Source organism: Bacillus sp. FSL R5-0820, assembly GCF_038593385.1.
Classification (GTDB): domain Bacteria; phylum Bacillota; class Bacilli; order Bacillales; family Bacillaceae; genus Bacillus; species Bacillus altitudinis.
Window position 1 is genome coordinate 418,201 of record NZ_CP151991.1, and the last position, 26,134, is coordinate 444,334.

Below are 26,134 nucleotides of genomic sequence, written 5' to 3' on the forward strand. Positions count from 1 at the left end.
AGAATGGCTTGTTCTTATCGGGTAAGGGTTTGAACAGGTTTCTCCGCTGTTTTTGTAATGAGCAGCTGCAGAAGCCGAGTTGATTGCGGCAAGGAAAAGCGAAGGACGAGTCCTGTAAAGATGGCGGTCAGAATCGTTCCAATGCCAATCGGTCCGCCGAGCATCCATGCAAATAGAAGCACGGTTAACTCAATACCATTTCGAACCCACTGTACGTTCAGCCCCGTTTTTGCTGAGATGAGCAGCATTAATGAATCCCTTGGCCCAGCGCCAAGATTAGCTGAGACATAAATGCCAACGCCATACCCTGAAACCACAACGCCCGTAATAAACACATATAAAGCGGGTAAATACCCATGTGGTGCAGGCAATACCGCATTAAAGAAATCTATAAACATACCAATCAGCACCATGTTCAGTAATGCGCCAATCTTTGGAAAAGATTTCGTGAAAACAGATGTCAGTGTCACAATGAGTGCACCAATAATGATGGACCATTGTCCAATAGTTAAACCAAAATGCTGAAACAGTCCATAATGAAAAGCGTCCCAAGGACCAATGCCAAGGATCTTTCCTTTCACTGTCAGCGAAAGTCCAAAAGCAAGTACAATCAATCCAACAAAATAAAAAAACCAACGTAAAAGATGTTCCCGCTTCAAAAGCTTTCCCTTCTTTCTTAAACACTCGATTTCAATCGTAACATACTCGCACGCCCCTTTAAATGGCTTTGCTCAATTGTAATCGCTTACTCGATAAAAAGAATTTTTTCCATAAAAAGAGCAGAAAACATCAAATGTTGGAGCAAGACTTTTGAATTGTTTTTTTTAACAAAGCGAACCAATAATTAACAATTTTTATGAAAACAAGAAAAAAATTCAATATAAAATGACAAAAAACCAACCTTTATCCAATTAAAGAATATTCAAGATAAAATAGAATAGATTGTATGTAAATTGCGTCGTTAGGCCTGTTTTTATTGATAGATAAAATATTTGATACACGATAAAAAAACTTGTTTTATTGGAAAAAACATAGATGGATCAGATGTCGAAAGCTGTATATGACCAAAGGGCTATTTTTGTCGAAAATAGTCTTTTGGTCATGTTGAGGGTTCTGAAATGTTACTGATATTCTTTACCAAAGTGTGGGAGGTGAACTGGTACATACCATTATGATTTAGAGCAGGGAAAAGGGGATGTTAAAAAAAATGAACATAATAAAAAGAACGAGTCAATTATTTCTTATATTGGTGCTGATTGCTGGGAATTTATTAACAGTTTCGCCACCTGTTACGAAAGCCGCTGGGACGGTGGTCGTGAACAATACGGATTCCTATATGATTGGAACTAGGCCACTAGTTCTTCAGCAACTCGATGGAAATGATCCAACAAATGTTAAAGCTAGTGTAGAGGTGAAAGGAATCGATATAGGCGCAGTGAATGGTGTTGCTGTTAGCGATCGAGAAAATGTAGTGTATGCAACTGCAAATGGCACTAGCCTTACTCTATATAAAATAAATGCGACATCAGGGCAAGCACAAGTCGTAACGAAACTACCTGAAGGCGCTACTAATGCCGTTGTGCATCAAGATAAATATATTTATTCTTATTTTTCTAATGGTGATTCTTTCCTTGGAACGTACGATTTAGTTACGGGTCAAAAAACGTCCAAAAAAATCGTCGGTTATGACGCTGGCTCTGGCATTGGTGGTGACATTGGCGGAGATCTTGTAGTCGATAAGGATGGCTATCTTTGGTTTGCATCGAATAACAGTGGAGCCGTTGCGCAAATGAATCCTGAAACAGCTGAAGTCATTCGTGTCATTCCGATTACAAATGCGGATGGTAAAACGATTGACGGAGGCGTGCGGGGAATTAGCTTCTTGCCAAATGGGCAGATGCTATTACAGTCAGGATTAAATGAATCCATTGGTCATTCCACTCTTTTTACACTTGATGCGAAAACATTAAGTACAACATATTTAGGCATTGCAGGTGATTCATTATCTTACGACTTAGCTTCAAGGGTGAAGCCCGAATTCGATCCATATCCACCTAACCTTGAATCAGAAAAATCGGTTGCTTTACAGAAAAAAGCAGAAGGCAACACAGATGAAAAGAATCCAGAAGTAGGCGACACTTTGCTTTATACAATTAGAGCAAAAAATACGGTGCAATACGGCGTTCTTAAGAATCTGACCATATCAGATAATCTTCCGAGTAGTTTAACCTATGTTTCTGGATCTCTTAAGGTAGATGGTACAAGCGTAACTGATGCCAAAGATCAAGACAAAGGTGATTATACAAACGGCACTGTGACAGGTCAAATAGGTGATGTGAAAGACACTGATTGGCACACCGTGACATTTGAAGCGAAAGTAGCAAAAGGTCAAGCTGGCAAGGATATTCAAAATACAGCGAATGTCGAAGGGGATAATACACCACCAGACAAACCAACAACAAATATAGAAATTTATCCTCGTGATCCAAAGCTTGAATCGGAAAAATCAGCGGTCTTACAGAAAAAAGCAGATGGTAATACAGATGAGAAGCATCCAGAAGTAGGCGACACATTGCTGTATACGATTCAAGCCCGTAACGCTATTGAAGATAGCGTGATTGAAGATCTTGTGATTTCTGATAAGTTACCTCAAGGGTTATCATATGTACCAAACTCACTTCAGGTAGATGGGAATCCAGTCACAGATACAAAAGATGACGACAACGGTGATATGACAGATGGAACTGTCACTGGAACGTTCGGTGAAGTGAAAGATGTGAAATGGCATACCGTGACGTTTGAAGTCACAGTTGAAAAAGGTCAGGCAGGCAAAGACATTCAAAATACAGCCAATGTCACAACCGGCAATACACCGCCAGACAAGCCGACAACGAATATAGAAATCTATCCTCGTGACCCGAAGCTGACTTCTGAAAAATCAGCCGTCTTGCAGAAAAAAGCAGATGGCAATACAGATGAGAAGCATCCAGAGGTTGGTGATACCCTTCTTTATACGATTAAAACAAAGAATACGATAGAAGACAGTCTCGTTGAAAATTTAGTGATCTCAGACGAACTGCCGGAAGGATTAGCGTATGTGCCGAATTCCCTTGAGGTAGACGGACAAGCGGTCACAGATGAGAAAGATCAAGATAATGGTGATGTCACAAACAGAACCGTCTCAGGACAATTCGGTGACATTAAAGATACAGACTGGCATACAGTGACCTTTGAGGTCACAGTTGAAAAAGGACAATCTGGTAAAGATATTCAAAATACAGCCAGTGTCACAGGTGACAACACACCTCCAGACGATCCGACAACAAAAACAGAAATCTATCCTCGTGATCCTAAGCTCGATTCAGAAAAAACAGCTGTTTTACAGAAAAAAGCAGAAGGTAACAAAGATGAGAAGCATCCAGAAGTGGGAGATACCCTGCTTTATACAATTAAAACAAAGAACACGATAGAAGACAGCCTTGTGGAAAATCTAGTGATCTCAGATCAATTACCAAAAGGGCTGAAGTATGTCGCTGGGTCTCTTGAAATTGATGGAGAATCCGTTACAGATGTGAAAGACGACGATAGCGGTGACTACACAGATGGAAAGGTCACCGGTTATTTTGGTAATGTGAAGGACACAGACTGGCATACCGTGACGTTTGAAGTGACAGTTGAAAAGGGACAGGCTGGTCAAGACATTCAAAACACTGCCGAAGTAACTGGTGAAAACACGCCGCCAGATGATCCAACAACGAAGACAGAAATTTATCCTCGTGATCCAAAACTAGCATCAGAAAAGACAGCGAGCATTCAGAAAAAAGCAGAAGGGAACACAGATGAAAAAACACCACAGGTAGGCGATACCCTTCTTTATACGATCAAAACAAAGAATCTTGAAGAGGACAGCATCGTCGAAAATTTCGTGATTTCAGATAAACTGCCAGAAGGTCTTGAATACGTCGAAGGGTCATTAAAAGTAGATGACCAAGCCGTCACAGACGCAAAAGATGCCGATAACGGAGATTACACAAAAGGCACAGTCACCGGACAATTTGGTGATATCAAAGACACGGACTGGCATACTGTGACGTTTGAGGCGAAAGTAGCCAAAGGACAAGCAGGTAAAACCATTCAAAACACAGCGAAAGTAACAGGCGAAAACACGCCGCCAGATGAGCCGACAACCGAAACAAATATTGATCCAAGAGATCCAAAGCTTGAATCAGAAAAAACATCTGAGATCTCTCAAAAAGCAGAAGGCAATACAAATGAAAAACAAGTTCAGGTAGGCGACACCCTTCTTTACACCATCAAAACAAAAAATAGTGTAGAAGACAGTATCATCAAAGATTTAGTCATCGCAGATCAACTGCCCGAAGGTCTTGAATACGTCGAAGGGTCACTAAAAGTAGATGACCAAGCCGTCACAGACGCAAAAGATGATGACAACGGAGACTACACAAAAGGCACAGTGACCGGTCAATTTGGTGATATTAAAGACACAGACTGGCATACGGTTACTTTTGAAGCGAAGTTCACGAAAGGATCTGAAGGTAAAACCATTCAAAACATCGCAGTTGTGAAGGGTGATAATGTTGACGAACCAGACAAACCTGAAAACTCAACAACGGTAGTACCGCCGCATGTGCCAGAGGTGCCAGCAAATCCAGAGCAGCCTTCTCATTCAGAACCGGATACACCTGGTCATCATCTTCCGAACACTGCAACAGAGATGTACAACCTTTTACTAGCAGGATTTGCACTTGTACTAATAGGTGCATCCCTTATTGGATGGAAAAGAAGAAAAAGAAACGGATAATCGTCCATGTTTCAAAAAATCATCTCAGCTCTATTGATTACAGCAGGTATTTGTCTTGTGATTGTAGGATATATGAAAATCGTTGATGGACAAAGACAAGTAGATCAGTCATTCCAGTCTGCACAAGCAGCCATCCAGCAAAAGGGGAAAGCGGATTCCCCTTTTGTGCCGAAGGCTGGTGAAACCATTGGGCTATTGCACATTCCAAAACTAAAGGCTGAGCTGCCGATCGTCGAAGGAACAGCGGCGGAGGATTTGGCAAAGGGAGTTGGTCATTATCACGAGAGCTATTTTCCTAATGAACAGGGACAAATCGTTTTATCTGGGCATCGTGATACTGTGTTTAGACGAACAGGAGAACTTGTGAAAGGGGATCAACTCGTTATTGAGCTTTCATACGGTCGATTTACCTATGAAATTGAGAAAACAAAGATTGTGAAAAAAGATGATCAAAGTATTATTACACTACAACAGGAAAAGGAAGAACTTGTCCTGACAACATGTTATCCTTTTTCTTTCATTGGGCCTGCACCAAACAGATATATCATATATGGGAAGCGTGTTTAGCCATTGGATCAGCCTGCAGCTCCTTCTTTCATTAACCGATTAGAGCGCTTAATCCCTGGATAAACAGGGAATCGTCTATATCATATCTAGAGATGCAGGGGGGGTCAATTTGTTAAGTAAAGACTATGTAAAGTATATAGATAACGTCGGAAGAATTGTCCTGCCAACAGATATAAGAAAAAGGTTGAAAATTCATCCCCGAGATATGGTGGAGATCTATCAAGAAGAAGGTCACATTGTGATGAAGCCGTATTGGCAGGACAAGCCCTGTATCGTCACAGGAGAAGTGACAAACTCCAACAAAGTGCTATCGGGTGGAGTGGTGATCAGTCCAGAGGGAGCGAGATTACTCCTTCAAGACTTATTGGCGCTTCGCCTGAAAAAAGAGATATAAAAAAAGGCTGTTCTCATCAAGTGAGAGCAGCCTTTTTGATCATACTGGATTCAAAATCCGGTTTAAAAATTGCTTTGTTCGTTCTTCCTTTGGCCGTTTGAAGATTTCTTCAGGAGGACCTTGTTCGACGATCACGCCGCCATCAATAAAAATCACTTCGTCTGCCACTTCTTGGGCAAACTTGATTTCATGTGTAACGACCGCCATGGTCCAGCCTTCTTTCGCTAAATCTTTCATGACCTTTAAGACTTCCCCGACAAGCTCAGGATCAAGCGCAGAGGTTGGTTCATCAAAAAGCATAAGCTCTGGCTGAATGGCAAGTGCACGGGCAATGCCGACACGTTGCTTTTGACCGCCTGACAGCTGGAAGGGATACAAATCTTTTTTATCCTCAAGTCCTACCTTTTGCAGGAGCTGAATCGCTTCTTTTCGCACCGCTTCTTTTGGACGACGCTGGACTTGGACTGGACCTTCCATCACATTCTCAAGAACAGTGCGATGTGGGAACAGATGATAATCTTGAAACACCATGCCTGACTTCCGGCGAAGCTTGAGCAAATCAGCTTGTTTATTTTTTTTAGAAAAATCAATCGAGAAATCATCGAAGGTAAAGGAGCCTGCATTTGGAATTTCAAGTGCATTTAAACAGCGAAGCATCGTTGTTTTTCCTGAACCTGATGGACCAAGAATCGCCACAACCTGCCCTTTGTTGATCGTAAAATCAATCGACTTTAAAATCTCATTTTCACCAAAGGATTTGTTTAAGCCTTTGACTGTTAGCATGTCGTTCCCTCCTTACCTTGCGACATATCGATCAAGTCGTTTTTCAATTTGGTGTTGAACGAGCGATAGAATGAAGCAGAATACCCAATAGATCAGGGCTGCTTCCATATAAATGAATAAAATTTGATCCAAGTTCGCCGCAGCAATTTCCTGTGATTTACGGAACATCTCTGCCACGAGGATTTGGGAAGCAAGCGATGTATCTTTCACCAAACTAATGAAAGAATTAGACAGCGGCGGAATCGATACACGCACTGCCTGCGGTAAAATCACGCGGACGAGCGTTTTGCGATGGGTCATCCCAATCGAATACCCCGCTTCCCATTGTCCTTTTGGAACAGATAGGACGGATGCACGGATAATTTCCGAAGCATACGCACCTACGTTTAAAGAAAAAGCGATGATAGCACTTGGATATGGATCTAGTGTGATATTAAATGTCGGAAAGAAATAGAAAATAATAAACAATTGCACAAAAAGCGGCGTTCCGCGAACAGCCGACACATAGATAGAAAAAATCCATCTGAGCGCTTTGATTTTAGACATTCTAGCAAGAGCTGTCACAAGCGCGATAAAAAGACCAATGATAAAGGCAATGATGGCGAGGGGAATTGTATAATAAATTCCCTGCATCACCATTGGCCAAAAAGATTGCTGAAGAAGATCCCACGGAATGACGACTCCGAGGATATTATTTTGTAACATCTTCACCAAACCATTTCTTAGAAATCTTAGCGAGTGTACCGTCTTTCTTCATTTCTTTTAGTGCGCCATTCACTTTGTCAACGACTTCGCCGCTGCCTTTTCTGAAGGCAAAATACGTTTCTTGTGGATCTCCTGTTTCAAATGCAACTTTTAGGTTTTTGTTACCGCTTGTTTTCAAGTAATTCAAGACAGCCAATTTATCATTGAACGTCAAATCAGCACGCCCTTGCTGAATCAATTGAATGGATTGTGCAAGACCTTCAACCCCTTCAATTTTAGCGCCAGCATCTGTAGCTAATTTGTTATAGTTACTTGTTAATGATTGTGCTGCTTTTTTGCCTTTCACATCAGAAAGTTTCTTGATGTCATTGTTATCTGACTTTGTCACAACAATGGCTTGAGACGTTGTGTATTTATCAGAGAAATCATATTGATTTTCACGTCCAGTTTTACCAACTTGGTTCGCTACCACATCAAAACGTTTAGAATTCAGACCAGCAAACATGCTGTCCCATTGTGTTTCTTTGAATTCTGGTTTTAAGTCAAGACGTTTTGCGACTTCTGTGATGACCTCGACATCATAGCCAGTTAATTTATCTGTCTTTTTGTCATGGAAGGTGAAAGGAGCATATGTACCTTCTGTACCGATGGTTAATACGCCTTTATCCTGAATGGACTTCCAAAGGTCACCTGATTCCTTAGACCCAGATTGTTTATTTGCGCTGTCGTTTGCAGCTGATCCACATGCTGTGATCAATGCAACACAAGCGCCTAAAATAATGGCAAAGAACATTTTTTTCATTTTATTCCCCACTTTTCTTGTTGGTATTTACAACATATGATCTTACAGAGAAGCAACCTAAAAGTAAAGCATTTGAAACTAGCTTGAGCGAATCTCACCAACTTTATGCCCGCAACCCATTTCTTTCAAACCTAAAAAGTCATTCATCTTATTTGTGCGAACATTACTAAAATAAAGACTTTGAGACAGTGACCATAGAAGGAAGCATATTTATTATAAAAGATGTATAATTAGTAGGTTGTTTTGAAAATGGAATAATCACATGGAGACATGTTTTGATAACAGAACATCTTAGAAGAAGGAGGGCATCATTGTGGATGTTGGACAAAATCAGCCCGAACAATTGAAAAGGGCGATGACCTCCCGCCATTTATTTATGATTTCTCTTGGCGGTGTCATTGGGACAGGTTTTTTCCTTGGAACAGGCTATACGATTGGACAAGCAGGGCCAGTCGGAGCTGTTCTTTCCTATATTGTGGGCGGATTGATCATGTATTTAACCATGCTGTGTTTGGGAGAGCTGTCAGTCGCGCTTCCTGTGTCGGGGTCTTTTCATACGTATGCGACGAAATTTGTGAGTCCTGCAGCAGGATTTGCTGTTGGCTGGATTTATTGGCTTGGCTGGGCAGCCACCGTGGCGCTGGAATTTTTATCAGCAGGGCAGCTGATGAGACGCTGGCTTCCACAAGTGGATGTGTGGATTTGGTGTCTCATATTTGGGCTGTGTTTGTTCTTATTAAATGCCAGATCAGCGAAAGCGTTCGGGGAGTCGGAGTTTTTCTTTTCAACCATTAAGATTGTCGCCATCTTACTATTTATTGGCGTAGGCGGAGCGGCGATGTTTGGTTTTATTCAAACGACGAGCGGGGAACCAGCTCCTTACTTTAGTCATTTTGTGAGTGACGGTCTGTTTCCGAATGGCTTGCTGGCCGTTGTCGTCACGATGATCACGGTGAATTTTTCGTTTCAAGGGACGGAGCTGATCGGGATTGCGGCAGGAGAAAGTGAAAATCCAGAGAAAACCGTGCCTCGCTCGATTCATCAGACGGTTTGGCGCACACTTGTCTTTTTTGTTTTATCTATTTTTGTCTTAGCGGGTATGGTTCCTTGGAAAGAAGCGAGTGTGCTGCAAAGCCCATTTGTCACTGTGTTTGAGAGAACGGGCATTCCTTATGCGGCAGATATCATGAATTTTGTCATTATCATTGCTTTATTATCTGTGGCGAACTCTGGCCTATATGCCTCTACGAGAATGCTGTACTCTTTGTCGAAGGAAGGAATGGCAGGCAAGGCGTTTAGACGAGTCAATCAGCGGGGCATCCCGATGAATGCCTTACTGCTCACTTTCCTGTTTACAGGTATTTCATTATTATCAGGCTTCTTTGCAGAGAAAACCGTTTTTGCTTGGATCGTGTCTATTGCAGGCATGAGCGCCCAAACCGGCTGGATTACGATTACATTATCACAACTGCTTTTCCGCAGAAGATATTTGAAAGCAGGCGGGAAGCTGGAAAACCTAAAATTTAAAACCCCTCTTTATCCGGTACTGCCGATCATTGCGATCACGCTGAACTCGATTGTGCTAATCAGTCTTGCCTTTGATGCGGAGCAGCGGATTGGGCTGTATGTCGGCGTACCGCTCATGATCATTGGATATGTTGTCTATCACCGCTATGTGAAAAAACATCAGGTGAAAAGTGAACCGCTCCAGTTGCAAATCCACGGAGATGATGAGATTCGGTTTTAATTCAAAAAAAGAAGCCTTCCCATTTGGGAGGCTTCTTTTTCAATTTAATGCACGCCTTTCATCGCTTTCTTAATCACCGGTGTAAGCAGAAGCATAACGCCACATAAAACGATAGCGAGCATGCCGATGATCCCGAAATAGACGGTTTCTGGCACTTTATCAAACAGCTTGACCACTTGTGCATTGATCGCCTGTGCCATTGCATTTGAAAGGAACCAAAGGCTCATCGTTTGCGCTGAGAAGGCAGCAGGTGCCAGTTTTGTTGTGGCTGACAGCCCAACTGGTGATAAGCAAAGCTCTCCGATGACGACAAGGAAGAAGCTTAGAACGAGCCATAGTGGGCTTACAAGTGTATGTGGTCCAGACATGTAGGCAGGAATGATCATGATGATAAAGGATAATCCTGCGAACAGAAGGCCAAGTGAGAATTTAATCGGGGTAGACGGCTGTTTCTTACCGAGTCTGACCCATAACCAAGCAAATACTGGTGACAGGAGCACAATAAAGATTGGGTTCAATGATTGGAACCAAGAAGAGGCTAATGTCATGCCAAGGAAATTCAAGTTTGTTCGCTGATCTGCATATGTGGCTAAAATATTTGAGCCTTGTTCTTGAATGGCCCAGAACATCACCGCAGCTAGGAACAATGGAATATAAGCGAGTACCCTCGACTGCTCCACTGCACTCGTTTTTTTACTAAAATACATCACAATAAAATAAACAATTGGAATCAGCACACCAAGGACACTGACAAACCAAGTGAATAGATTAATCGTGAGCGCTCCTGTTTGAATACCGATGACAGCAAAAACAGCAAGTACAATCACGATCAATGTACCGAAAATTTTGAAGTTCTTGCGTTCAGTAGCTGGTAGTGGATTTGTGACATAAGTGCCGGCAAGTCCAAGATTCGGCTTTTTCGTGATGACAAACGTAATCAGTCCAACAAGCATACCAACGGCAGCGAGTGAGAAACCAAGGTGGAAATTCACTTTTTGACCGAGTGTTCCGACAATTAATGGGGCGATAAAACCACCCATATTGATCCCCATATAGAAAATACTGAATCCAGAATCCCTGCGAGGGTCTGTTTTTGTATACAGGTCACCGACTATGTTTGACACGTTCGGCTTTAAGAGACCTGTCCCAATAATAATCAGCCCCATACTAATAAAGAGCGCTGTTGCACCGCTAGGTAGTGCCAAAATGACATGACCAAGCATAATGAATACCCCGCCATAAAAGACCGTACTGGATGAACCAAATACCCGGTCGGCAAGCCATCCGCCAATAATGCCTGACATATAGACAAGCGCACCATAGACAGACATGATCGAATTAGCGGTTGTCTGGTCGAAGCCAAGACCGCCTTTTGTCACCTCTGTGTACATATAATAAATAAGCAGTGCACGCATGCCATAATAAGAAAAACGCTCCCAAAATTCAGTGAAAAACAGTGTGTAAAGCCCTTTAGGATGTCCAAAAAACCCTTTTTGAGGAACACTTTTAACAATTTTATCGTGGTCAATTGTAGACATGGCATAGATCCTTTCTTAAAAAAAGAGATATGAGAAAAATGATATTCTTGTATAGTTCTTGTGTCAATATAAAACTATTCTAAAACAGGAAAATGTTAGTTCAATAGGCGTAAAGACTCAAAAAGATGAAAAATTCGCTCAAGTAAAAATCATCGGAAAGTTATTTCGGAAGAATTTATATAAAATTTGAAATATCGTACAAGCAAACCTTTCCCACATGCATAGGATGACAAGAGGACATGTGTAAAAAGGAGGGGTTTTCATTGGGGGATGTAAATAAATCTGATCTGAAGAAACCCGTTGTCAATGTAATAGACTTTGGCGTGATTGCTGACGGGAAAACGGACTGTACAGCGAAACTGAACGAATGCCTGGAATGGACAAAAGCACAGGGCTACTCCCACGTCTGGTTGCCGAGTGGAACGTATCTAATAGATGCGGTGTACAGGGGGGATCAATTTTTTCCTTTTCGTAATGCCGGCATACGAGTGCCAAGTCATATTTGTATTGAGATGGCATCAGATGCCGTTATCAAAGTGAAACCAAATGATTCGTGGGGATATGCAGCCTTCTATATTGGAGAGGTAGAGCATGTGACCATTCGGGGCGGGCGGATTGAAGGCGACCGTGATGAGCATGTGTACAAGGCACTCCCGCCAGAAAGAAAAACACATGAATGGGGCTTCGGGGTGTGTATTGAAGGTGCTTCCCATGTGAATATCGATCGTGTTCAAATCAACAATTGTACGGGAGACGGCATCATTGTCAGTCCGCACGGTTTATTGACCCATATCGAATCGTACTCGCCTGCTTCGTCTATTCATATTTCTGGCTGCACCATCACTGACTCAAGGCGAAACAATATTTCTATTACAGGCTGTGATGGTGTCATTGTGGAAGACTGTTTGCTTGAAAGGGCAGGGGTAAACGGGGTCGAGCCAAAAATGGGCATTGATATTGAAGGATACGGAGAAAATGCGACCAACTTGGAGGAACCGCTGAATATTCAAATTCGAAACAACATAGTCAGAGGCGGCGCAGCCAGCTCTATCTATAATTTCAATGGCTATGGTGTGATCATTGAAGGCAATCAAACGGACAGCAGTATCTCCTATGGCTTCGCCACTGAAATGATCATTGCGAATAATTTGATTCGTGCAGTGGGAGGGGGCGTGACAAAAGCAGGGATTACGAGCTTAGGCGTGCCGCTTGATCAATCGGAAAACAATGTGATCATTATTGGCAATATGATTGAAGGGTTTGAAAAGGGGATTGATGTGAGGGGAGACAGCGTGCACATCACAGGTAATAAAATCAGTCTTTTTGAAGATGCGGCTGTGTCTGTCTATATGGCCAATCGTATTTTAATAGAAGGAAATCATATTGAGTCAGGGACAAACACACGGCTTAGAAGTACATCGCTGCGTATTTATCAATCAGACAGCATTGTCTTTTCAAACAATACCGTCTACTCTGTCATTGATGCGGCGATGGTCAGAGGAACGAATATCTTAATTCAGCATAATCAATTCAAGGAATTCAGCCGAGGGATATGGGTGCAGGAGGGAGAAGCGGGGATCAACGGCAATCACTTTATTCAAGAAGGACATTCACAGCTCGCATCTTCGTATACGATCAGCGTGACAGGAAATACAAAGGCTTTCATATGGCAGAATCGTTTTAAGCACTATCAAAACTATGCCGTCTACAGCAATACGACCGCTCCTTTAGAGATTAAAGACAATTCCTTTGAAGAAACGTCCTTATATGTGGTGATGTATATTAAAAATGGCTCACCCCAAATTGGTGATAACCGCTTTTATTTAAATCGTTCAATCGGACAGCCGACAGCCGTTTTTCTTGATGAGGTTGTCTCAGCACGTGTGCTGCGGAATAACATCATTAATCTCTCTCCTCAAAAAGCGATTGCTGTCCGCACCATATCTTCCACTCATTCGGTGATTGCCCATAACGTACTGGAGCGCAGTCAATTGATGACACACTCCACGGACCGGCTCATCGGAAATATTGAAATTGATCCGCCGTAAACGCCTGTAAAACCCTTTTTTTGGAGGTTCAGAAGGCGGTTGACAATCATGTAAAAAGGGCATATAGTAATAATTATTTTTCATTTTTCACAACATTTGCCCTTTTTTTATGGATAAAACCGATTAATTCAATCAGAAAAATGTATCTTGTAAAATAATAACTTGATACAAGGAAGATATAGAAAGGATGAAGAACAAGTGTCACAGCCGAAACGGAAGCTCAAGCTAGGCGTATTCATCGCAGGAACTGGACATCATGTCGCCTCTTGGAGACATCCGAAAGCAGTACCAGACGCAGCCATGAATCTTGATTACTTTAAACAATTAGCGAAAAAGGCCGAGGAAGGGAAGCTGGATTTGCTCTTTTTAGCCGACAGCTTATCAATTAATCATACATCTCATCCAAATGTATTAACGAGATTTGAACCGCTCACCCTGCTTTCTTCGATTGCAGAGTCTACCTCAACAATTGGTTTAGCAGCAACAGCATCAACTACATACAGTGAGCCATTCCATATTGCGAGACAGTTTGCCTCACTCGATCATTTATCAGGCGGACGAGCAGCATGGAATGTGGTCACATCTTCTATTGAAGAAACAGCGAAAAATTTTAGCGGAGAAGAGCATTTAGCGCACCACAAACGATACGAGCGAGCTGAAGAATTCGTCGATGTCGTCAAAGGTCTGTGGGATTCTTGGGAAGAGGACGCACTTGTCAGAAACCAAGAAACAGGAGAATTCTTTGAGTCTAGTAAGCTTCATGAGCTGCAGCACAAAGGTGAATTCTTCTCCGTACGGGGTCCGCTTAACGTATCACGCACCCCTCAAGGACAGCCGGTGATCATTCAAGCAGGGTCTTCTGAAGATGGTCAAAAGCTTGCAGCTAAAACGGCTGAGCTTATTTTTACGGCACAAAACGATCTCGACAAAGCGAAGGAATTTTACCAAAGCTTGAAGGGAAAAGTAGAGGCTGCTGGACGAGCTAGAGAGGATGTCAGCATCATGCCGGGCATCTTCCCAATCATTGCCGATACAGTAGAAGAGGCAAAAGCGAAGTATGAAGAATTACAAGAGCTGATTGTTCCAGAGATCGGCCTTAGCATTTTACAAAACTACTTAGGGGGTATTGATCTTTCGCAGTATCCACTAGACGGACCGCTTCCAGAGATTGATCCAAGCGCATCAAATGCCGTGAAAAGCCGCTTTGACCTTGTGATGAATATGGCGAGAAAGGACAACCTGACCATTCGCCAGCTCTACCAATCTGTTGCAGGTTCCCGTGGGCACCATATCTTCATTGGAACACCAGAGCAGCTATCAGATGTGATGGAGACATGGCTCGTTGAGGAAGCAGCCGACGGTTTTAACGTGATGCCGCCATTATTGCCAGAAGGACTTGATGCCTTCGTAGATCGCGTCGTTCCGATCCTTCAGGAAAGAGGCCTGTTCAAAACAGAATACACAGGACAAACTTTACGAGAAAATCTCGGATTAAAACAGCCAAAAAATCGCTACACGACATAAAGGTGAGGTGACTAACGTTGGGATATACGTTTCGTCTGGCAACTGAGGAAGATATAGAAGCGCTTCTGGAACTGACAATAAGAGCCTACGAGCCGATTCGTGAGCTCGGCATCCAGTTCCAAGCAGCACATGCAGATGTCGCCCTCGTTCAGAAAAATGTACAAAAGAACCTTTGCTATGTAATGGAAGAAAACGGAGAGCTTCTCTCGACCTTATCACTCCGTATGCCTTGGGGAGAACAGCCAGGACCATTCGGCGTTCCGCATATATGGTGGTTTGCTTCAGAACCAGCGGCAAAAAAAGGCACAGGCTCAGCCTTGCTTGAGTGGGTTGAAACGGAAGTGCTAAGGGACACACTAAAGGTACCGTTTGTCTCTCTTGGGACAGCTGATAAGCATCCGTGGCTCATGGACATGTATGAGCGTAAAGGCTATGTCAGAGCAGGTGAAAAGGATCTAGGCAAAGGCCATATCACCATTTATTTTAAAAAACAATTACGATCAGATATTACACAACCATAAGAGGAAAGAAGGGTGTACGAACATGAAAAACAAAAAGTGGCTAGTTGTTTTATTTGCGGCAATGCTTGCGGTGTTAGCAGCATGCGGCGGGGGTAATCATAGTGAAGGCAAAGACGAGAAAGTGCTTAAAGTGGGCGCTACAGGCCAAAGCTATCCATTTGCTTATAAAGAAAACGGCAAACTAGTAGGATTTGATGTCGAAGTCACAGAAGCGATTGCGAAAAAACTAGGCTACAAACTAGACTGGCAGCTGAGTGAATTCAGCGGACTGATGGGCCAGCTGACATCTGGTAAGCTGGATACCGTATCAAACCAAGTTGCGATTACAGATGAGCGTAAACAAACGTTCAACTTTACAGATACGTATGCATACGCAGGAACACAAATCATTGTCAAGAAGGACAACAAGGACATTAAAGGACTTGACGACTTAAAAGGAAAAACGGTGGCGGCTGTTCTTGGCTCAAACCATGCCAAAAACCTAGAGAGCAAAGACCCAGACAAGAAAATCAACATCAAAACATATGAAACACAAGACGGTGTCTTAAATGAAGTTGCAAATGGCCGTGTAGATGCTTACGTCAACGGACGCAGTGTCTTGTTAGCTCAAATTGAAAAAACAGGACTTCCACTCAAAATCGTCGGCAACCCAATCGTATATGAAGAAGTCGGCTACCCATTTGCCAAAGATGAAAAGCACGACAAGCTAAGAGAAGAATTCAATAAAGCGATCAAAGAATTAAGAGAAGACGGAACACTGAAGAAATTGTCTGAGAAATATTTCAAAGACGATGTCACAGTGCCGATTAAAAAATAACAACAGCGGCGGTGAAAAGCAGACATGAATCACATTGATTGGCAGTATATGGTGACGGTTTTTCCAACCTTGATTCAATACTTGCCGATAACGATCTTCATGGCGATTGTCTCCATGGTATTTGCCATTATCATTGGTGTGGTATTCGCGCTTATAACGAAAAACCGGATACCTGTCTTATACCAATTTGCCAAGCTGTATATTTCTTTTTTCAGAGCGGTTCCAACTTTGGTTCAGCTCTTTCTCATTTATTTTGGTCTTCCGCAGCTATTCCCTGCGATGACCTCAATGGATGCCTTAACAGCGGTCATTATCGGTTTAAGTATTAAAAACTCAGCGTACTTAGCAGAAATTTTTAGAGCGGCTCTTAATTCAGTGGATGAAGGGCAGCTTGAGGCCTGTTTATCTGTCGGCATGACAAGATGGCAGTCTTACGTCAGAATTATTTTCCCGCAGGCCGTTAGAAATGCCATTCCAGCGACGGGGAATACCTTTATTGGTCTTTTAAAAGAAACATCGCTTGCCTTTACCATTGGGGTGGCAGAAATGTTTGCGCAAGGAAAAATGATTGCATCGGCCAACTATAAGTACTTTGAAACGTATTTAGCGGTTGGCATTGTGTATTGGGTGCTCACCATCATTTATAGTTTCCTGCAAGACCTATTTGAACGAAAAATCAGCAAACCTTACCGGAATTAAGGAGGTGTGGACATGATCAAGCTCACCAATTTGAAAAAATCATTCGGCGACCTTGTCGTCTTAGACGGAATTAATCTTGACGTGCAAAAAGGGCAGGTTGTGGCCATTATCGGACCTTCTGGCTCCGGTAAATCAACATTGCTGCGCTGTCTAAATCTATTAGAAACGCCAGATGAAGGTACGATTGAAATTGGCGATGCGAAGCTGAATGCGTCTAAATATACACGTAAAGAAGCCCATCACCTGCGTCAGCAAACGGCCATGGTGTTTCAAAACTATAATTTATTCAAAAACAAAACAGCCCTGCAAAACATTACAGAGTCACTGCTTGTGACGAAAAAAATGACAAAACAGCAGGCAAATGAAATCGGTATGGAGCTATTGAAACAAGTAGGGCTAGAACAAAAAGCTGACAGCTACCCGGTCACACTATCCGGCGGTCAGCAGCAGCGAATCGGGATTGCCCGAGCCTTAGCGGTTGATCCACATGCGATTCTGCTAGATGAACCAACATCAGCACTAGATCCAGAGCTTGTCTCAGGTGTGCTTCAAGTGATTAAATCCATTGCCATTCAAGAAACGACGATGATCATCGTGACACATGAAATGGCGTTTGCAAGAGAAGTAGCAGATCATGTGATTTTTATGGCAGATGGTCATATCATTGAGCAGGGAACGCCAACCGAACTATTTGACGAAACGAAGAATGAACGAACAAAACGATTTATCCAAAAAGAAGCAGCGGCTGAAGAAGCATAAGCTGCTTTTTACTCTTTAGAGGGGTGAGTATCAGTGAAATCATTAGGAAATCAAGCTTTAAACAAACGTTTAATTAACATACGCCGAGCGCTTCATGAGCATCCAGAGCTGGCATTTGAAGAATATGAAACGACCAAAAAACTACGAGGCTGGTTACAAGAGGAAGGGATCACAGTACTCAATTTCCCAGATCTTCAAACAGGAGTCGTTTGTGAAATCAAAGGAGAACAAGGGGGACCAACGATTGCTCTGAGAGCCGATATTGACGCACTTCCAATTGAAGAAGCATCTGGCGAACCATTTTCTTCAAAGATACAAGGAAAAATGCATGCATGCGGTCATGATTTCCATACCGCTTCGATTTTTGGTGCAGCCGTCCTATTAAACGAACGGAAACATGAGCTCAAGGGAACAGTGCGCATTTTGTTCCAGCCGGCTGAGGAAGTGGCGCAAGGAGCGAAACACGTCATAGAGGCAGGCGTCTTAAATGGAGTGGATGCGATATTTGGTATGCACAATAAACCTAACCTGCCAGTTGGCACCATCGGGATAAGAGAAAAAGCATTAATGGCGAGCGTCGATCGCTTTGAAATTGACATTCAAGGAACGGGTGGTCATGCTGGAATTCCAAATCACACAATTGATCCGATTGCCATCAGCGCTCAGATCACAAGCGCCCTACAGCAAATTGTCAGCCGCCGCATTAGTTCTTTGCATCATGCGGTTGTCAGCATCACACGTATTCAAGGCGGCACATCATGGAATGTGATACCTGATCGCGTCGAGATGGAAGGGACCGTTCGGACGTTTGAACCTGAAGTGAGAGCGATGATTCCAGATCTCATGAAACAGATCGTGAGCGGTATCGCAGAAGGATTTGGCGCAAAGGCAGAAGTGAAATGGCATCCGTATTTGCCTTCTGTGATGAATGACGAGCGTTTGACAAAGGTTGTGGAAGAAACGGCAGGAGCGCTTGATCTCGCAGTAGTAGAGGCAGAGCAGTCACCAGGCGGAGAAGACTTTGCCCTTTACCAAGAACGCATTCCAGGCTTTTTCGTCTGGATGGGGACAAGCGGTACAAAGGAGTGGCATCACCCTGCCTTTACGTTAAATGAAGAGGCAATCCCTGTTGCCGCTGCCTTCTTTGCCGAGCTTGCGGTTCGGGCGTTGGAGTCAAGATCATGGAACTAACGAAACAGCTCGCAGAGGCAGTGCTCTCTGCTGATCCGCTGCAAGATCAACAGGCCGTTCAAATGGCTCGAAACGGTCTGTTAGACGCTGCGGCAGCAGCACTTGCTGCAAAAGAGGATGAAGGGATTCAGAAGCTCATGGCGCTGGTGGAACAAGAAGGCGGCGCGGCTCAAATTCCCGTCATTGGACAAGGGAAGAAGGTCAGCCGTCAATCCGCAGCCATGCTAAATGGCTACCTGATTCACGCCCTTGATTATGATGATGTGCATTCTGATGTGAGAGGACACCCAAGTGCGGTCATCATCCCGGCCTTGCTTTCCCAGCTGACCAACGGGGAGGCGTACGGTGATCGATTTCTAGCAGCCTACATTACTGGCGTCGAAGTAATGGCAAGGCTAGGTGAATCCATCGGCAAGTCGCACTATGAGCGGGGCTGGCATAATACGGGAACTCTCGGAGCCATTGCAGCAGTCTGTGCGATTGGTTATTTGAAACAAGTTTCACAGAAAGAGCTGGCGAAAGCGATCGGCTTTGCAGGTGCGCAATCAGCTGGAATGCGAAAGCAGTTTGGGACTGATATGAAACCATTACAAGCTGGCCTCGCCGCTCAAACAGCCGTATGGTCCATGGATTTAGCTTGCTCAGGTTTTGGCGGGAGTGAATCGCTTCTGGATGGAGAGTTGGGCTTCTTTTCTCTCTATGGGGATCAGAAACTAGCGGAAAGACGTCTGCTAGACGACTATGGCACTGCGTGGCGTATCGTGTCGCCAGGTCTATGGTTTAAAGTGTATCCGTTCTGTTCAGCGGCGCATCATGCAGCCGATGCGATCGAGTCATTAGTACAAGAACACTCTTCCTTACAGGAGAAGATCGTACAGGTCGACGTCATGTTTCCGCCTGGCGGAGATGCCGCACTTACGGAGCGGACACCTTTGACGGGAGAAGAGGGACGATTTAGTGTCGAGTATGTCATCGCACTAGCAGTGTTTGGACAACCTTTATCACTGGATGCTTTTACGAAAAAAACCATTTCACCAGAGCTGCGGGCATGGATGAAGCGGGTAAATAGAGTGTATGATCAAACGACACAACCCCATCCAGACGCAGTGCCAAAAGGACGATTTACGATTGTAAAGCTCACCTTATCTGACGGTACCACCATCAGCAAACGGGTCGATATCCCTCGGGGAGCACCAGGCTGTGCGTTATCGACAGAAGACATCATACAAAAATTAAGCAGCGTCACCAGCACATCACAGGCAAAGCAGCTATTACAGGCGGTTGAAGAGGGGAATGACACTGCCTATCTGAAGTTGCTCGTGTGATATGAAAAAAGCTCATCTTTGGAGATGAGCTTTTTAAATGTCCTTATTTTTATAAGAGTGAATATACTCTATGACGTCAAAGAAGATATTCCTTCGTCAGGTGAACAATTGATCTTGATCTACAACAATCACATTTAAAAACGACCCTATTCTATGACAGAGGCAAAACGAGTTTTATCTTTTAGGTTTATTTTTAAAGGTATCAAATCGCAAATCGACGAATTTAGTAGTACGTTTAAAGATTTAAATCATTGAAATGAAGGGAGTATGAAATGTTAACTATTCGTCGTATCTATCAAAAAAATTATCCTAAAGGAAAACAAGTATATTATCAATATACATCTGAAAAATACTATGAAATTCATATGGAAACCAGTCACAATGGTTGGAACATCTCCCTTACAGAAGAAGTATTTGAAGCGCCAGTTAAAAAAAATCTAAAAGAGGAGATTTTCGATCCATATAAAGAGGGTTCAGAGGTTTACGTGTCAGAGATGAATTGTGAAGAAACTGGAATTATAGTCATTCAACACATGAAATGGAATAATACATTACTCATTCATGATTTATATGTGGATAAACAATTTAAAAGAAAAGGTATTGGCAGCACTTTCATTAAAATGGCACAAAAACGAGCTCGTGAATTGGGAGTTAGAATGATTGTATTAGAAACCCAATCATCCAATTTTCCAGCTATCCAGTTTTATTTGAAAAATGGCTTTCAACTGATTGGATTAAATGTCAACTCTTATTCAAATGAAGATATAAAGAAAAAGGAAATTCGCATCGAAATGGGGTGCCTTATAGAAAATCACAATTAGCTTCGTTAGGGCACACCGCCCTCGATATGCATGTCCAGTTCCAAACTGTTTTATATAGACCATTTATAACGATCAGGAAGCGTGTCATTTCATTCTTTTACTACAGGGGAGACTTCTTCATCTGAAAGAACGTAAATGACACTGTCCTCATCTAGACTATCCTCTGCAATTCCTTCATTTTTCCATTCTACTATATTAAAAAGAACAATGTGATTCTCCAAAATTTCAGCTCCATCAAAAAGTATGAATAAAAGATGACCAAAGCATGATAAGTTCATGAAATCGTATCAATCCAATTGAGATTTGAGAAGGAACATGTAAAATAAAGCTACATAAAGAAAAACAAAGGCAACAGCGGAGGCTGATGATGAAAATATTAATGATTGAAGATAACCAGAGTGTTTGTACAATGACGGATATGTTTTTTCAACGAGAAGGATTTCAAGCGGAATTCGTCCATGATGGATTAGAAGGATTGAATCGATTTAAGCAAGAAGAGGATTGGGATCTGCTCATCTTAGATGTCATGCTTCCTTCAATGGATGGTCTGACCATTTGTCAAAAAGTACGCCAGATCAGTGATGTTCCGATTATTATGCTGACAGCAAAGGAAACGGAATCTGATCAGGTGCTGGGCTTCGATCTTGGGGCTGATGATTATGTGACAAAACCCTTTAGTCCGCTCACCTTAATGGCAAGAATCAAAGCAGTGAAACGACGTTTTGCTCAAACAACATCTACTCAAGAAGGAGCGAAAGAGGGTGAACGGCTAGAGACCGAACATTTTCAGTTAGATAAAAAAACGAGAGAAGTGTTTCTAGAGGGGAAACGGATCGAAAATTTAACACCAAAGGAATACGATTTGCTGTGCTTTTTTATACAGCATCCTCGGCAAGTATTTTCACGAGAACAATTGCTTGAGCAAATTTGGGGATACCAATTTTATGGTGATGAACGAACGGTTGATGTTCATATTAAACGATTGCGCCAAAAAATCGGAGACGGACCTAAGCCCTTTCTGTATACGGTATGGGGCGTAGGGTATAAGTTCGATGAAGATTAAATATTTTTACCAGTTGCTGATTAGTCACCTTGGGTTATTGCTCATTGCCATCATTATTATCAGCACCTTGATGTCTCATTTTGTGAAAGATATTGCTTATCAAAATAGGGTAGACGAAATGAGTTCGTATGGGAATGAAATTTTGGAGAATTTTAAACAATTGTCGAAAGCCGAGATGAACTTCCGTTTGCGTCCATTTGAAGACATTCTCTCGACGAGACAAATCCGTTTTTTCGTCTTTGATGAAAAAGGGACTGTGCTATCTCAGCAGCAAGAGATGCCGCCGCATGAAGCGTTACTCACAAAAGATTTGTGGGCCAAGCTCGCAAAAGGAGAAGAAATTATTGTCAAGCGAAGTGATTCACGCCGGCTTGATCAAGAAGCATCACTTGTGGCACTTCCTGTCATGGAAGACGGAAAGCTGAAGGGCGGGGTGGTGCTCATAGCTCCTATTCAAGGAGCAGAAGAGCTGATTGCTCAAATGAATCGGTATTTATATATCATCGTGTTTGTGGCATTGACGATTACCTTTATTCTCAGTCTGTTTCTGTCGAAGTTCCATGTGAATCGTATCAAAAAACTGAGAGAGGCAACTGAGAAAATTGCGCATGGTGACTACAACATTCATCTTGAAAACAAACACCTTGATGAAATTGGTACACTAGGTGAGGATTTTAATATGATGGCCAATCGTCTTCAACGGTCAAGAGAGGAAATTGACCGGCTCGAAAAGCGTAGGCGACAATTCATCGCAGATGTGTCTCACGAATTGAAAACACCGCTGACGACCATTCGAGGATTGGTCGAATGGCTGAATACTGCGGATGTGCCGGCAGAAGAGAAAGAGAAATGCTATGCGCTCATCACTGATGAAACAAAACGAATGTTGCGTCTCGTCAATGAAAATATGGATTATGAGAAAATCAGGTCGAATCAAATCACTCTTCAAAAATTTCACTATCCACTCATTGATACGTTTGAAGTGATTAAGGAGCAGCTGAGCCGAATGGCTGAAGAGAAAAACAATCAGCTCATGGTAGAGGTTCACCCTGAACAAAAGGTATACGCAGATTATGACCGGCTCATTCAAATTCTCGTCAACATCACAAAGAACGCCATTCAATTTACAGAAGGCGGCCGTATTTCTTTGAGAGGGAAAGAAGAGAATGGGGAAACGATCATTGAAGTAGAAGACACGGGAATCGGCATCGCACCTGAAGAAGTCAAACACATTTGGGAACGTTTTTATAAAGCGGATATTTCGAGAACGAATACACCATACGGAGAATACGGACTTGGCCTGTCAATTGTCAAACAGCTTGTGGACTTGCATGACGGACAGATTGATTTAAAAAGCGAAAAACATAAAGGAACAACATTTATCATTCGTTTACCGCTACCACAAGAAAAGGGCTAAACTCCGTTTAGCCTCAGCGTGTAGACAAACCCTCGCATTCGATGTCAGTCCTGCGTGCCGGTGCTCACGAATGTGAAATTCGCTCCGCGCCGGTACTCGTCTTTCATAGACTGCAAAGGTTTTCTATTACACTGAAAAGAAGAAAAGGGCTAAACTCAGTTTAGCCCTTTTTGGTGTATCATCACTTATTCTGTTTTGGAAAACGTTAGGCCGATATGAGCAAGTGCCTGAGGTAAATCCTTACGAATGGTGATGTCTTTAAATGAAATATTCGATTGAATCGCATTTAGCGCAAGGTCTTGCTTTATTCCTGTTAAAACAGCTGAAATGCCTAAAAGTCTTAACGTTTGCGCATAGCTGACCAAGTATTGAATGCTTTGTTCATTGAGTCGTTTTGTCCCTGAAACATCAATGACCAAATGAGAGAGCGACAGCCTGTAGCTTTCCTGTAAAATGGTTTCTAAAATATGCTGCGCACGTGTCTCTTCGATATCACCAAGAAGAGGGAGCACGGCGACACCGTCAACAACAGGTACGATCGGTACAGATAATTGCTGAATCTGCCGATTGGCCTGGTCGAGTTCTAAGACGTAACTCAACAAAGATGCCATCGTTTCAAACATATGAACATGCTCTTCTGTAAATTGCTGCGGCCTTAGATCAAGTCCACAAATGGTTCCATAGTTCGTACCATCAGTAAAATCGATGGGAACCCCAATAAATGATCCGCCTTGCAGCTGTTTCGTGACGTCTAAGTTTTTTGAACGCTCGTCCAAGCGGATATCAGGGATCAACAGCGTATCGCGATGATCGACCGCCAGCTTGCAAAATGTCTTCTCGTAAGGATTTTCTTCCCCTTCTTCAAGAAGCTGCTCGTCGTGATTTAGCACCTTCACAATCTGATTGGTGTTTTGATCATTTTTAGCAATAAACAGTGTATTCACATGAATGAATTGACTCATCATGTTTAAAATACTTGTAGAAGCATCATGAAAATTGCGAAACTGTTTTAATAGTTGTTGACGAGGCATGGATTAGGACTCCTTGTAGCTCCGATCAATGGACGGAACAATAGTTGATTTGTCTCTATCATACAAAATCAAACGAGAAATAGATATACTTTAATGCGCAAATCGTGTGAGATCAAAAAGACTGCCGATCCGGAGATCTGACAGTCTGCTGATTAAATGGAGACAGGCACCGTGGACATAGAGAAAAATTCCTCATATAAGGCTTGAACGGCTTCTTTTTCTTGAGCCGCTTTGACGCCAAACATCATGCTCACCTCTGAAGAGCCTTGGTTGATCATTTCAATATTCACTTTGGCTTTTGACAGCGCTTTTGCCGCTCTTGCTGTTGTACCAACATTATGACGCATCGCTTCTCCTACGACCATAATAAGCGAGAGGTTCCGCTCTAGAACCACTTCATCTGCATCAAGTACAAGCTTTAATCGGTCTAAAAGCTCTTGTTCAATCTGCTGCTCCTCCAGCTGATCCTGTCTTAAAATAATGGTCATATCATCAATGCCAGAAGGCACGTGTTCATACGTAAGGCCATATTCCTCTAACGTTTGCAACACCTTACGTCCAAAGCCCACTTCTCGGTTCATCAAATACTTAGAGATATAAATACTGCAAAATCCATTGTCTGATGCGATTCCCACAACAGGGCCATTCGTATGATCCCGTTGATTTACAATTTTCGTACCTTTGGCCGTTGGATTATTGGTGTTCTTAATCTGAACAGGAATGCCTGCCCGAAAGGCTGGAATAAGTGCTTCATCATGAAATACAGAAAAACCCGCATAGGACAATTCACGCATTTCACGGTACGTCAGCTCTGTGATTTCCTTTGGTTCATGAACGATTGTTGGATTGACGGCGTAGACTGCATCCACATCCGTAAAGTTTTCATACACATCTGCCTTCAGTCCATTTGCCAAAATGGAACCGGTAATGTCTGATCCACTGCGGGAAAAAGTGACGATATCACCCGCTAGACTAAAACCGAAAAAGCCAGGGAACACAATGATGCCAGAGCGTTCTCTTAATTTGTACAAATGATCATACGATTCTGGAAGGACTTGCGCTTGACCAGGCTCGTCGCTGACAAATAGACCGGCTTCTTTTGGATTCACATAGTGCGCTTCGACGCCTTGATGCTGAAAGTAGGCTGCAATCAGCTTTGCGTTATTATCTTCACCGCTTGCTTTAATCGCATCAAGATAACGCTCAGGGTGAGAAGAATCAGCCTGTAATAACGTGTTTACATCTTGCCGGATGGTGTCAATAATGTCATGACCTAACCCCAGCGCATCCGCAATCGAGGCATATCGCTCGATGACAGCTTCTTGTAAATCGTGTGCTTCACCTAAACGTAAATATTGTTCACCGCAGCTAATTAATAGATCGGTGACCTTCGTATCCGTTGAATGCCGTTTTCCTGGTGCGGAAACAACGACTGCTTTTCGAGCTGGATCTGCTGTGACAATGTCAAATACCTTTTGCAGTTGCTTGCCAGAAGCAAGAGAACTGCCACCAAATTTAACGACCTTCAATGCATACATCTCCTATAGTAAAAATTTTCTC

Annotated in this window: 23 protein-coding genes; 15 read left to right on the top strand and 8 right to left on the bottom strand. The window is 42.8% G+C overall.

The genetic code is table 11. The features are described 5' to 3' along the window. Positions 1 to 14 precede the first annotated feature (14 nt). Complete coding sequence (locus tag NST15_RS02035; RefSeq protein WP_034324278.1) at positions 15 to 659, bottom strand: YitT family protein; 645 nt, start codon at positions 657 to 659, stop codon at positions 15 to 17. A gap of 548 nt (positions 660 to 1,207) precedes the next feature. Here NST15_RS02035 and NST15_RS02040 point away from each other — a divergent pair. The 3 genes from NST15_RS02040 (at position 1,208) to NST15_RS02050 (ending at position 5,783) form a co-directional block, all read left to right on the top strand. Beyond that, complete coding sequence (locus tag NST15_RS02040; RefSeq protein ID WP_255233592.1) at positions 1,208 to 4,822, top strand: isopeptide-forming domain-containing fimbrial protein; 3,615 nt, start codon at positions 1,208 to 1,210, stop codon at positions 4,820 to 4,822. Between the two features lie 6 nt (positions 4,823 to 4,828). Beyond that, a complete protein-coding gene (locus NST15_RS02045; protein ID WP_342498796.1) occupies positions 4,829 to 5,389 on the top strand; it encodes a class D sortase in 561 nt (186 codons plus the stop codon). A gap of 109 nt (positions 5,390 to 5,498) precedes the next feature. Further along, a complete protein-coding gene (locus NST15_RS02050) occupies positions 5,499 to 5,783 on the top strand; it encodes an AbrB/MazE/SpoVT family DNA-binding domain-containing protein (protein ID WP_008347289.1) in 285 nt (94 codons plus the stop codon). 39 nt (positions 5,784 to 5,822) lie between these two features. On the opposite strand, the gene NST15_RS02055 is transcribed toward NST15_RS02050, so the two are convergent. Genes NST15_RS02055 through tcyA form a run of 3 tightly spaced genes read right to left on the bottom strand, consistent with a single transcriptional unit; the run spans position 5,823 to position 8,073 of the window. Beyond that, positions 5,823 to 6,566, bottom strand: coding sequence for an amino acid ABC transporter ATP-binding protein (locus NST15_RS02055; RefSeq protein WP_007498183.1), 744 nt, complete (start codon positions 6,564 to 6,566; stop codon positions 5,823 to 5,825). A 12-nt stretch (positions 6,567 to 6,578) separates the two neighbouring features. Next, positions 6,579 to 7,271 (bottom strand): amino acid ABC transporter permease, encoded by a 693-nt coding sequence (locus NST15_RS02060; RefSeq protein WP_008347286.1) that lies wholly within the window; start codon positions 7,269 to 7,271, stop codon positions 6,579 to 6,581. Next, a complete protein-coding gene (gene tcyA / locus NST15_RS02065; protein WP_007498178.1) occupies positions 7,258 to 8,073 on the bottom strand; it encodes a cystine ABC transporter substrate-binding lipoprotein TcyA in 816 nt (271 codons plus the stop codon). The genes NST15_RS02060 and tcyA overlap by 14 nt, the downstream gene beginning before the upstream one ends. 355 nt (positions 8,074 to 8,428) lie before the next feature. Here tcyA and NST15_RS02070 point away from each other — a divergent pair, with 355 nt between their 5' ends. Then, positions 8,429 to 9,820: an amino acid permease gene (locus NST15_RS02070; protein WP_046527513.1), complete on the top strand. Its 1,392-nt coding sequence runs from the start codon at positions 8,429 to 8,431 to the stop codon at positions 9,818 to 9,820. Positions 9,821 to 9,864: 44 nt separating this feature from the next. On the opposite strand, the gene NST15_RS02075 is transcribed toward NST15_RS02070, so the two are convergent. Beyond that, positions 9,865 to 11,358, bottom strand: a complete 1,494-nt coding sequence (locus tag NST15_RS02075; protein WP_342498797.1) for a peptide MFS transporter — start codon at positions 11,356 to 11,358, stop codon at positions 9,865 to 9,867. A gap of 263 nt (positions 11,359 to 11,621) precedes the next feature. On the opposite strand from NST15_RS02075, the gene NST15_RS02080 reads away from it, so the two are divergent. From NST15_RS02080 to NST15_RS02120, 9 genes are all read left to right on the top strand, one after another. Beyond that, positions 11,622 to 13,406 (top strand): right-handed parallel beta-helix repeat-containing protein, encoded by a 1,785-nt coding sequence (locus NST15_RS02080; RefSeq protein WP_252224823.1) that lies wholly within the window; start codon positions 11,622 to 11,624, stop codon positions 13,404 to 13,406. 198 nt (positions 13,407 to 13,604) lie between these two features. Beyond that, positions 13,605 to 14,930 (top strand): LLM class flavin-dependent oxidoreductase, encoded by a 1,326-nt coding sequence (locus NST15_RS02085; RefSeq protein ID WP_342498798.1) that lies wholly within the window; start codon positions 13,605 to 13,607, stop codon positions 14,928 to 14,930. Positions 14,931 to 14,947: 17 nt separating this feature from the next. Then, the gene (locus NST15_RS02090; protein WP_142153953.1) at positions 14,948 to 15,451 is read left to right on the top strand and encodes a GNAT family N-acetyltransferase; all 504 of its coding nucleotides are present in this window, start codon (positions 14,948 to 14,950) and stop codon (positions 15,449 to 15,451) included. Between the two features lie 22 nt (positions 15,452 to 15,473). Then, positions 15,474 to 16,268 carry an amino acid ABC transporter substrate-binding protein gene (locus tag NST15_RS02095; RefSeq protein WP_342498799.1) on the top strand — a complete coding sequence of 265 codons (795 nt, stop codon included), beginning with the start codon at positions 15,474 to 15,476 and terminating at the stop codon, positions 16,266 to 16,268. A 24-nt stretch (positions 16,269 to 16,292) separates the two neighbouring features. Beyond that, complete coding sequence (locus NST15_RS02100) at positions 16,293 to 16,967, top strand: amino acid ABC transporter permease (RefSeq protein WP_007498163.1); 675 nt, start codon at positions 16,293 to 16,295, stop codon at positions 16,965 to 16,967. 12 nt (positions 16,968 to 16,979) lie between these two features. Then, positions 16,980 to 17,726, top strand: a complete 747-nt coding sequence (locus tag NST15_RS02105; protein WP_008347264.1) for an amino acid ABC transporter ATP-binding protein — start codon at positions 16,980 to 16,982, stop codon at positions 17,724 to 17,726. Between the two features lie 33 nt (positions 17,727 to 17,759). Continuing rightward, positions 17,760 to 18,917 carry an amidohydrolase gene (locus tag NST15_RS02110; protein ID WP_342498800.1) on the top strand — a complete coding sequence of 386 codons (1,158 nt, stop codon included), beginning with the start codon at positions 17,760 to 17,762 and terminating at the stop codon, positions 18,915 to 18,917. Further along, positions 18,908 to 20,242 carry an MmgE/PrpD family protein gene (locus NST15_RS02115; RefSeq protein WP_191219149.1) on the top strand — a complete coding sequence of 445 codons (1,335 nt, stop codon included), beginning with the start codon at positions 18,908 to 18,910 and terminating at the stop codon, positions 20,240 to 20,242. Before NST15_RS02110 ends, NST15_RS02115 begins: the two co-directional genes overlap by 10 nt. Positions 20,243 to 20,514: 272 nt before the next feature. After that, positions 20,515 to 21,063: a GNAT family N-acetyltransferase gene (locus NST15_RS02120; RefSeq protein WP_017358525.1), complete on the top strand. Its 549-nt coding sequence runs from the start codon at positions 20,515 to 20,517 to the stop codon at positions 21,061 to 21,063. Positions 21,064 to 21,152: 89 nt separating this feature from the next. Here the strand turns inward: NST15_RS02120 and NST15_RS02125 are convergent, their stop codons facing one another. Continuing rightward, positions 21,153 to 21,284: a hypothetical protein gene (locus NST15_RS02125; protein ID WP_255391292.1), complete on the bottom strand. Its 132-nt coding sequence runs from the start codon at positions 21,282 to 21,284 to the stop codon at positions 21,153 to 21,155. Positions 21,285 to 21,430: 146 nt separating this feature from the next. Between NST15_RS02125 and NST15_RS02130 the strand changes: the two genes are divergently transcribed. Both NST15_RS02130 and NST15_RS02135 read left to right on the top strand, forming a co-directional pair. Then, on the top strand, positions 21,431 to 22,126 hold the full coding sequence (locus tag NST15_RS02130; protein WP_017358523.1) for a response regulator transcription factor: 696 nt from the start codon (positions 21,431 to 21,433) through the stop codon (positions 22,124 to 22,126). Next, on the top strand, positions 22,116 to 23,543 hold the full coding sequence (locus NST15_RS02135; protein WP_007498154.1) for a HAMP domain-containing sensor histidine kinase: 1,428 nt from the start codon (positions 22,116 to 22,118) through the stop codon (positions 23,541 to 23,543). The genes NST15_RS02130 and NST15_RS02135 overlap by 11 nt, the downstream gene beginning before the upstream one ends. A 185-nt stretch (positions 23,544 to 23,728) precedes the next feature. On the opposite strand, the gene NST15_RS02140 is transcribed toward NST15_RS02135, so the two are convergent. Together NST15_RS02140 and NST15_RS02145 are read right to left on the bottom strand one after the other, a co-directional pair. Then, positions 23,729 to 24,574, bottom strand: a complete 846-nt coding sequence (locus tag NST15_RS02140) for a GAF domain-containing protein (RefSeq protein ID WP_007498153.1) — start codon at positions 24,572 to 24,574, stop codon at positions 23,729 to 23,731. 152 nt (positions 24,575 to 24,726) lie between these two features. Continuing rightward, complete coding sequence (locus NST15_RS02145; protein ID WP_342498801.1) at positions 24,727 to 26,103, bottom strand: aspartate kinase; 1,377 nt, start codon at positions 26,101 to 26,103, stop codon at positions 24,727 to 24,729. Positions 26,104 to 26,134 lie beyond the last annotated feature (31 nt).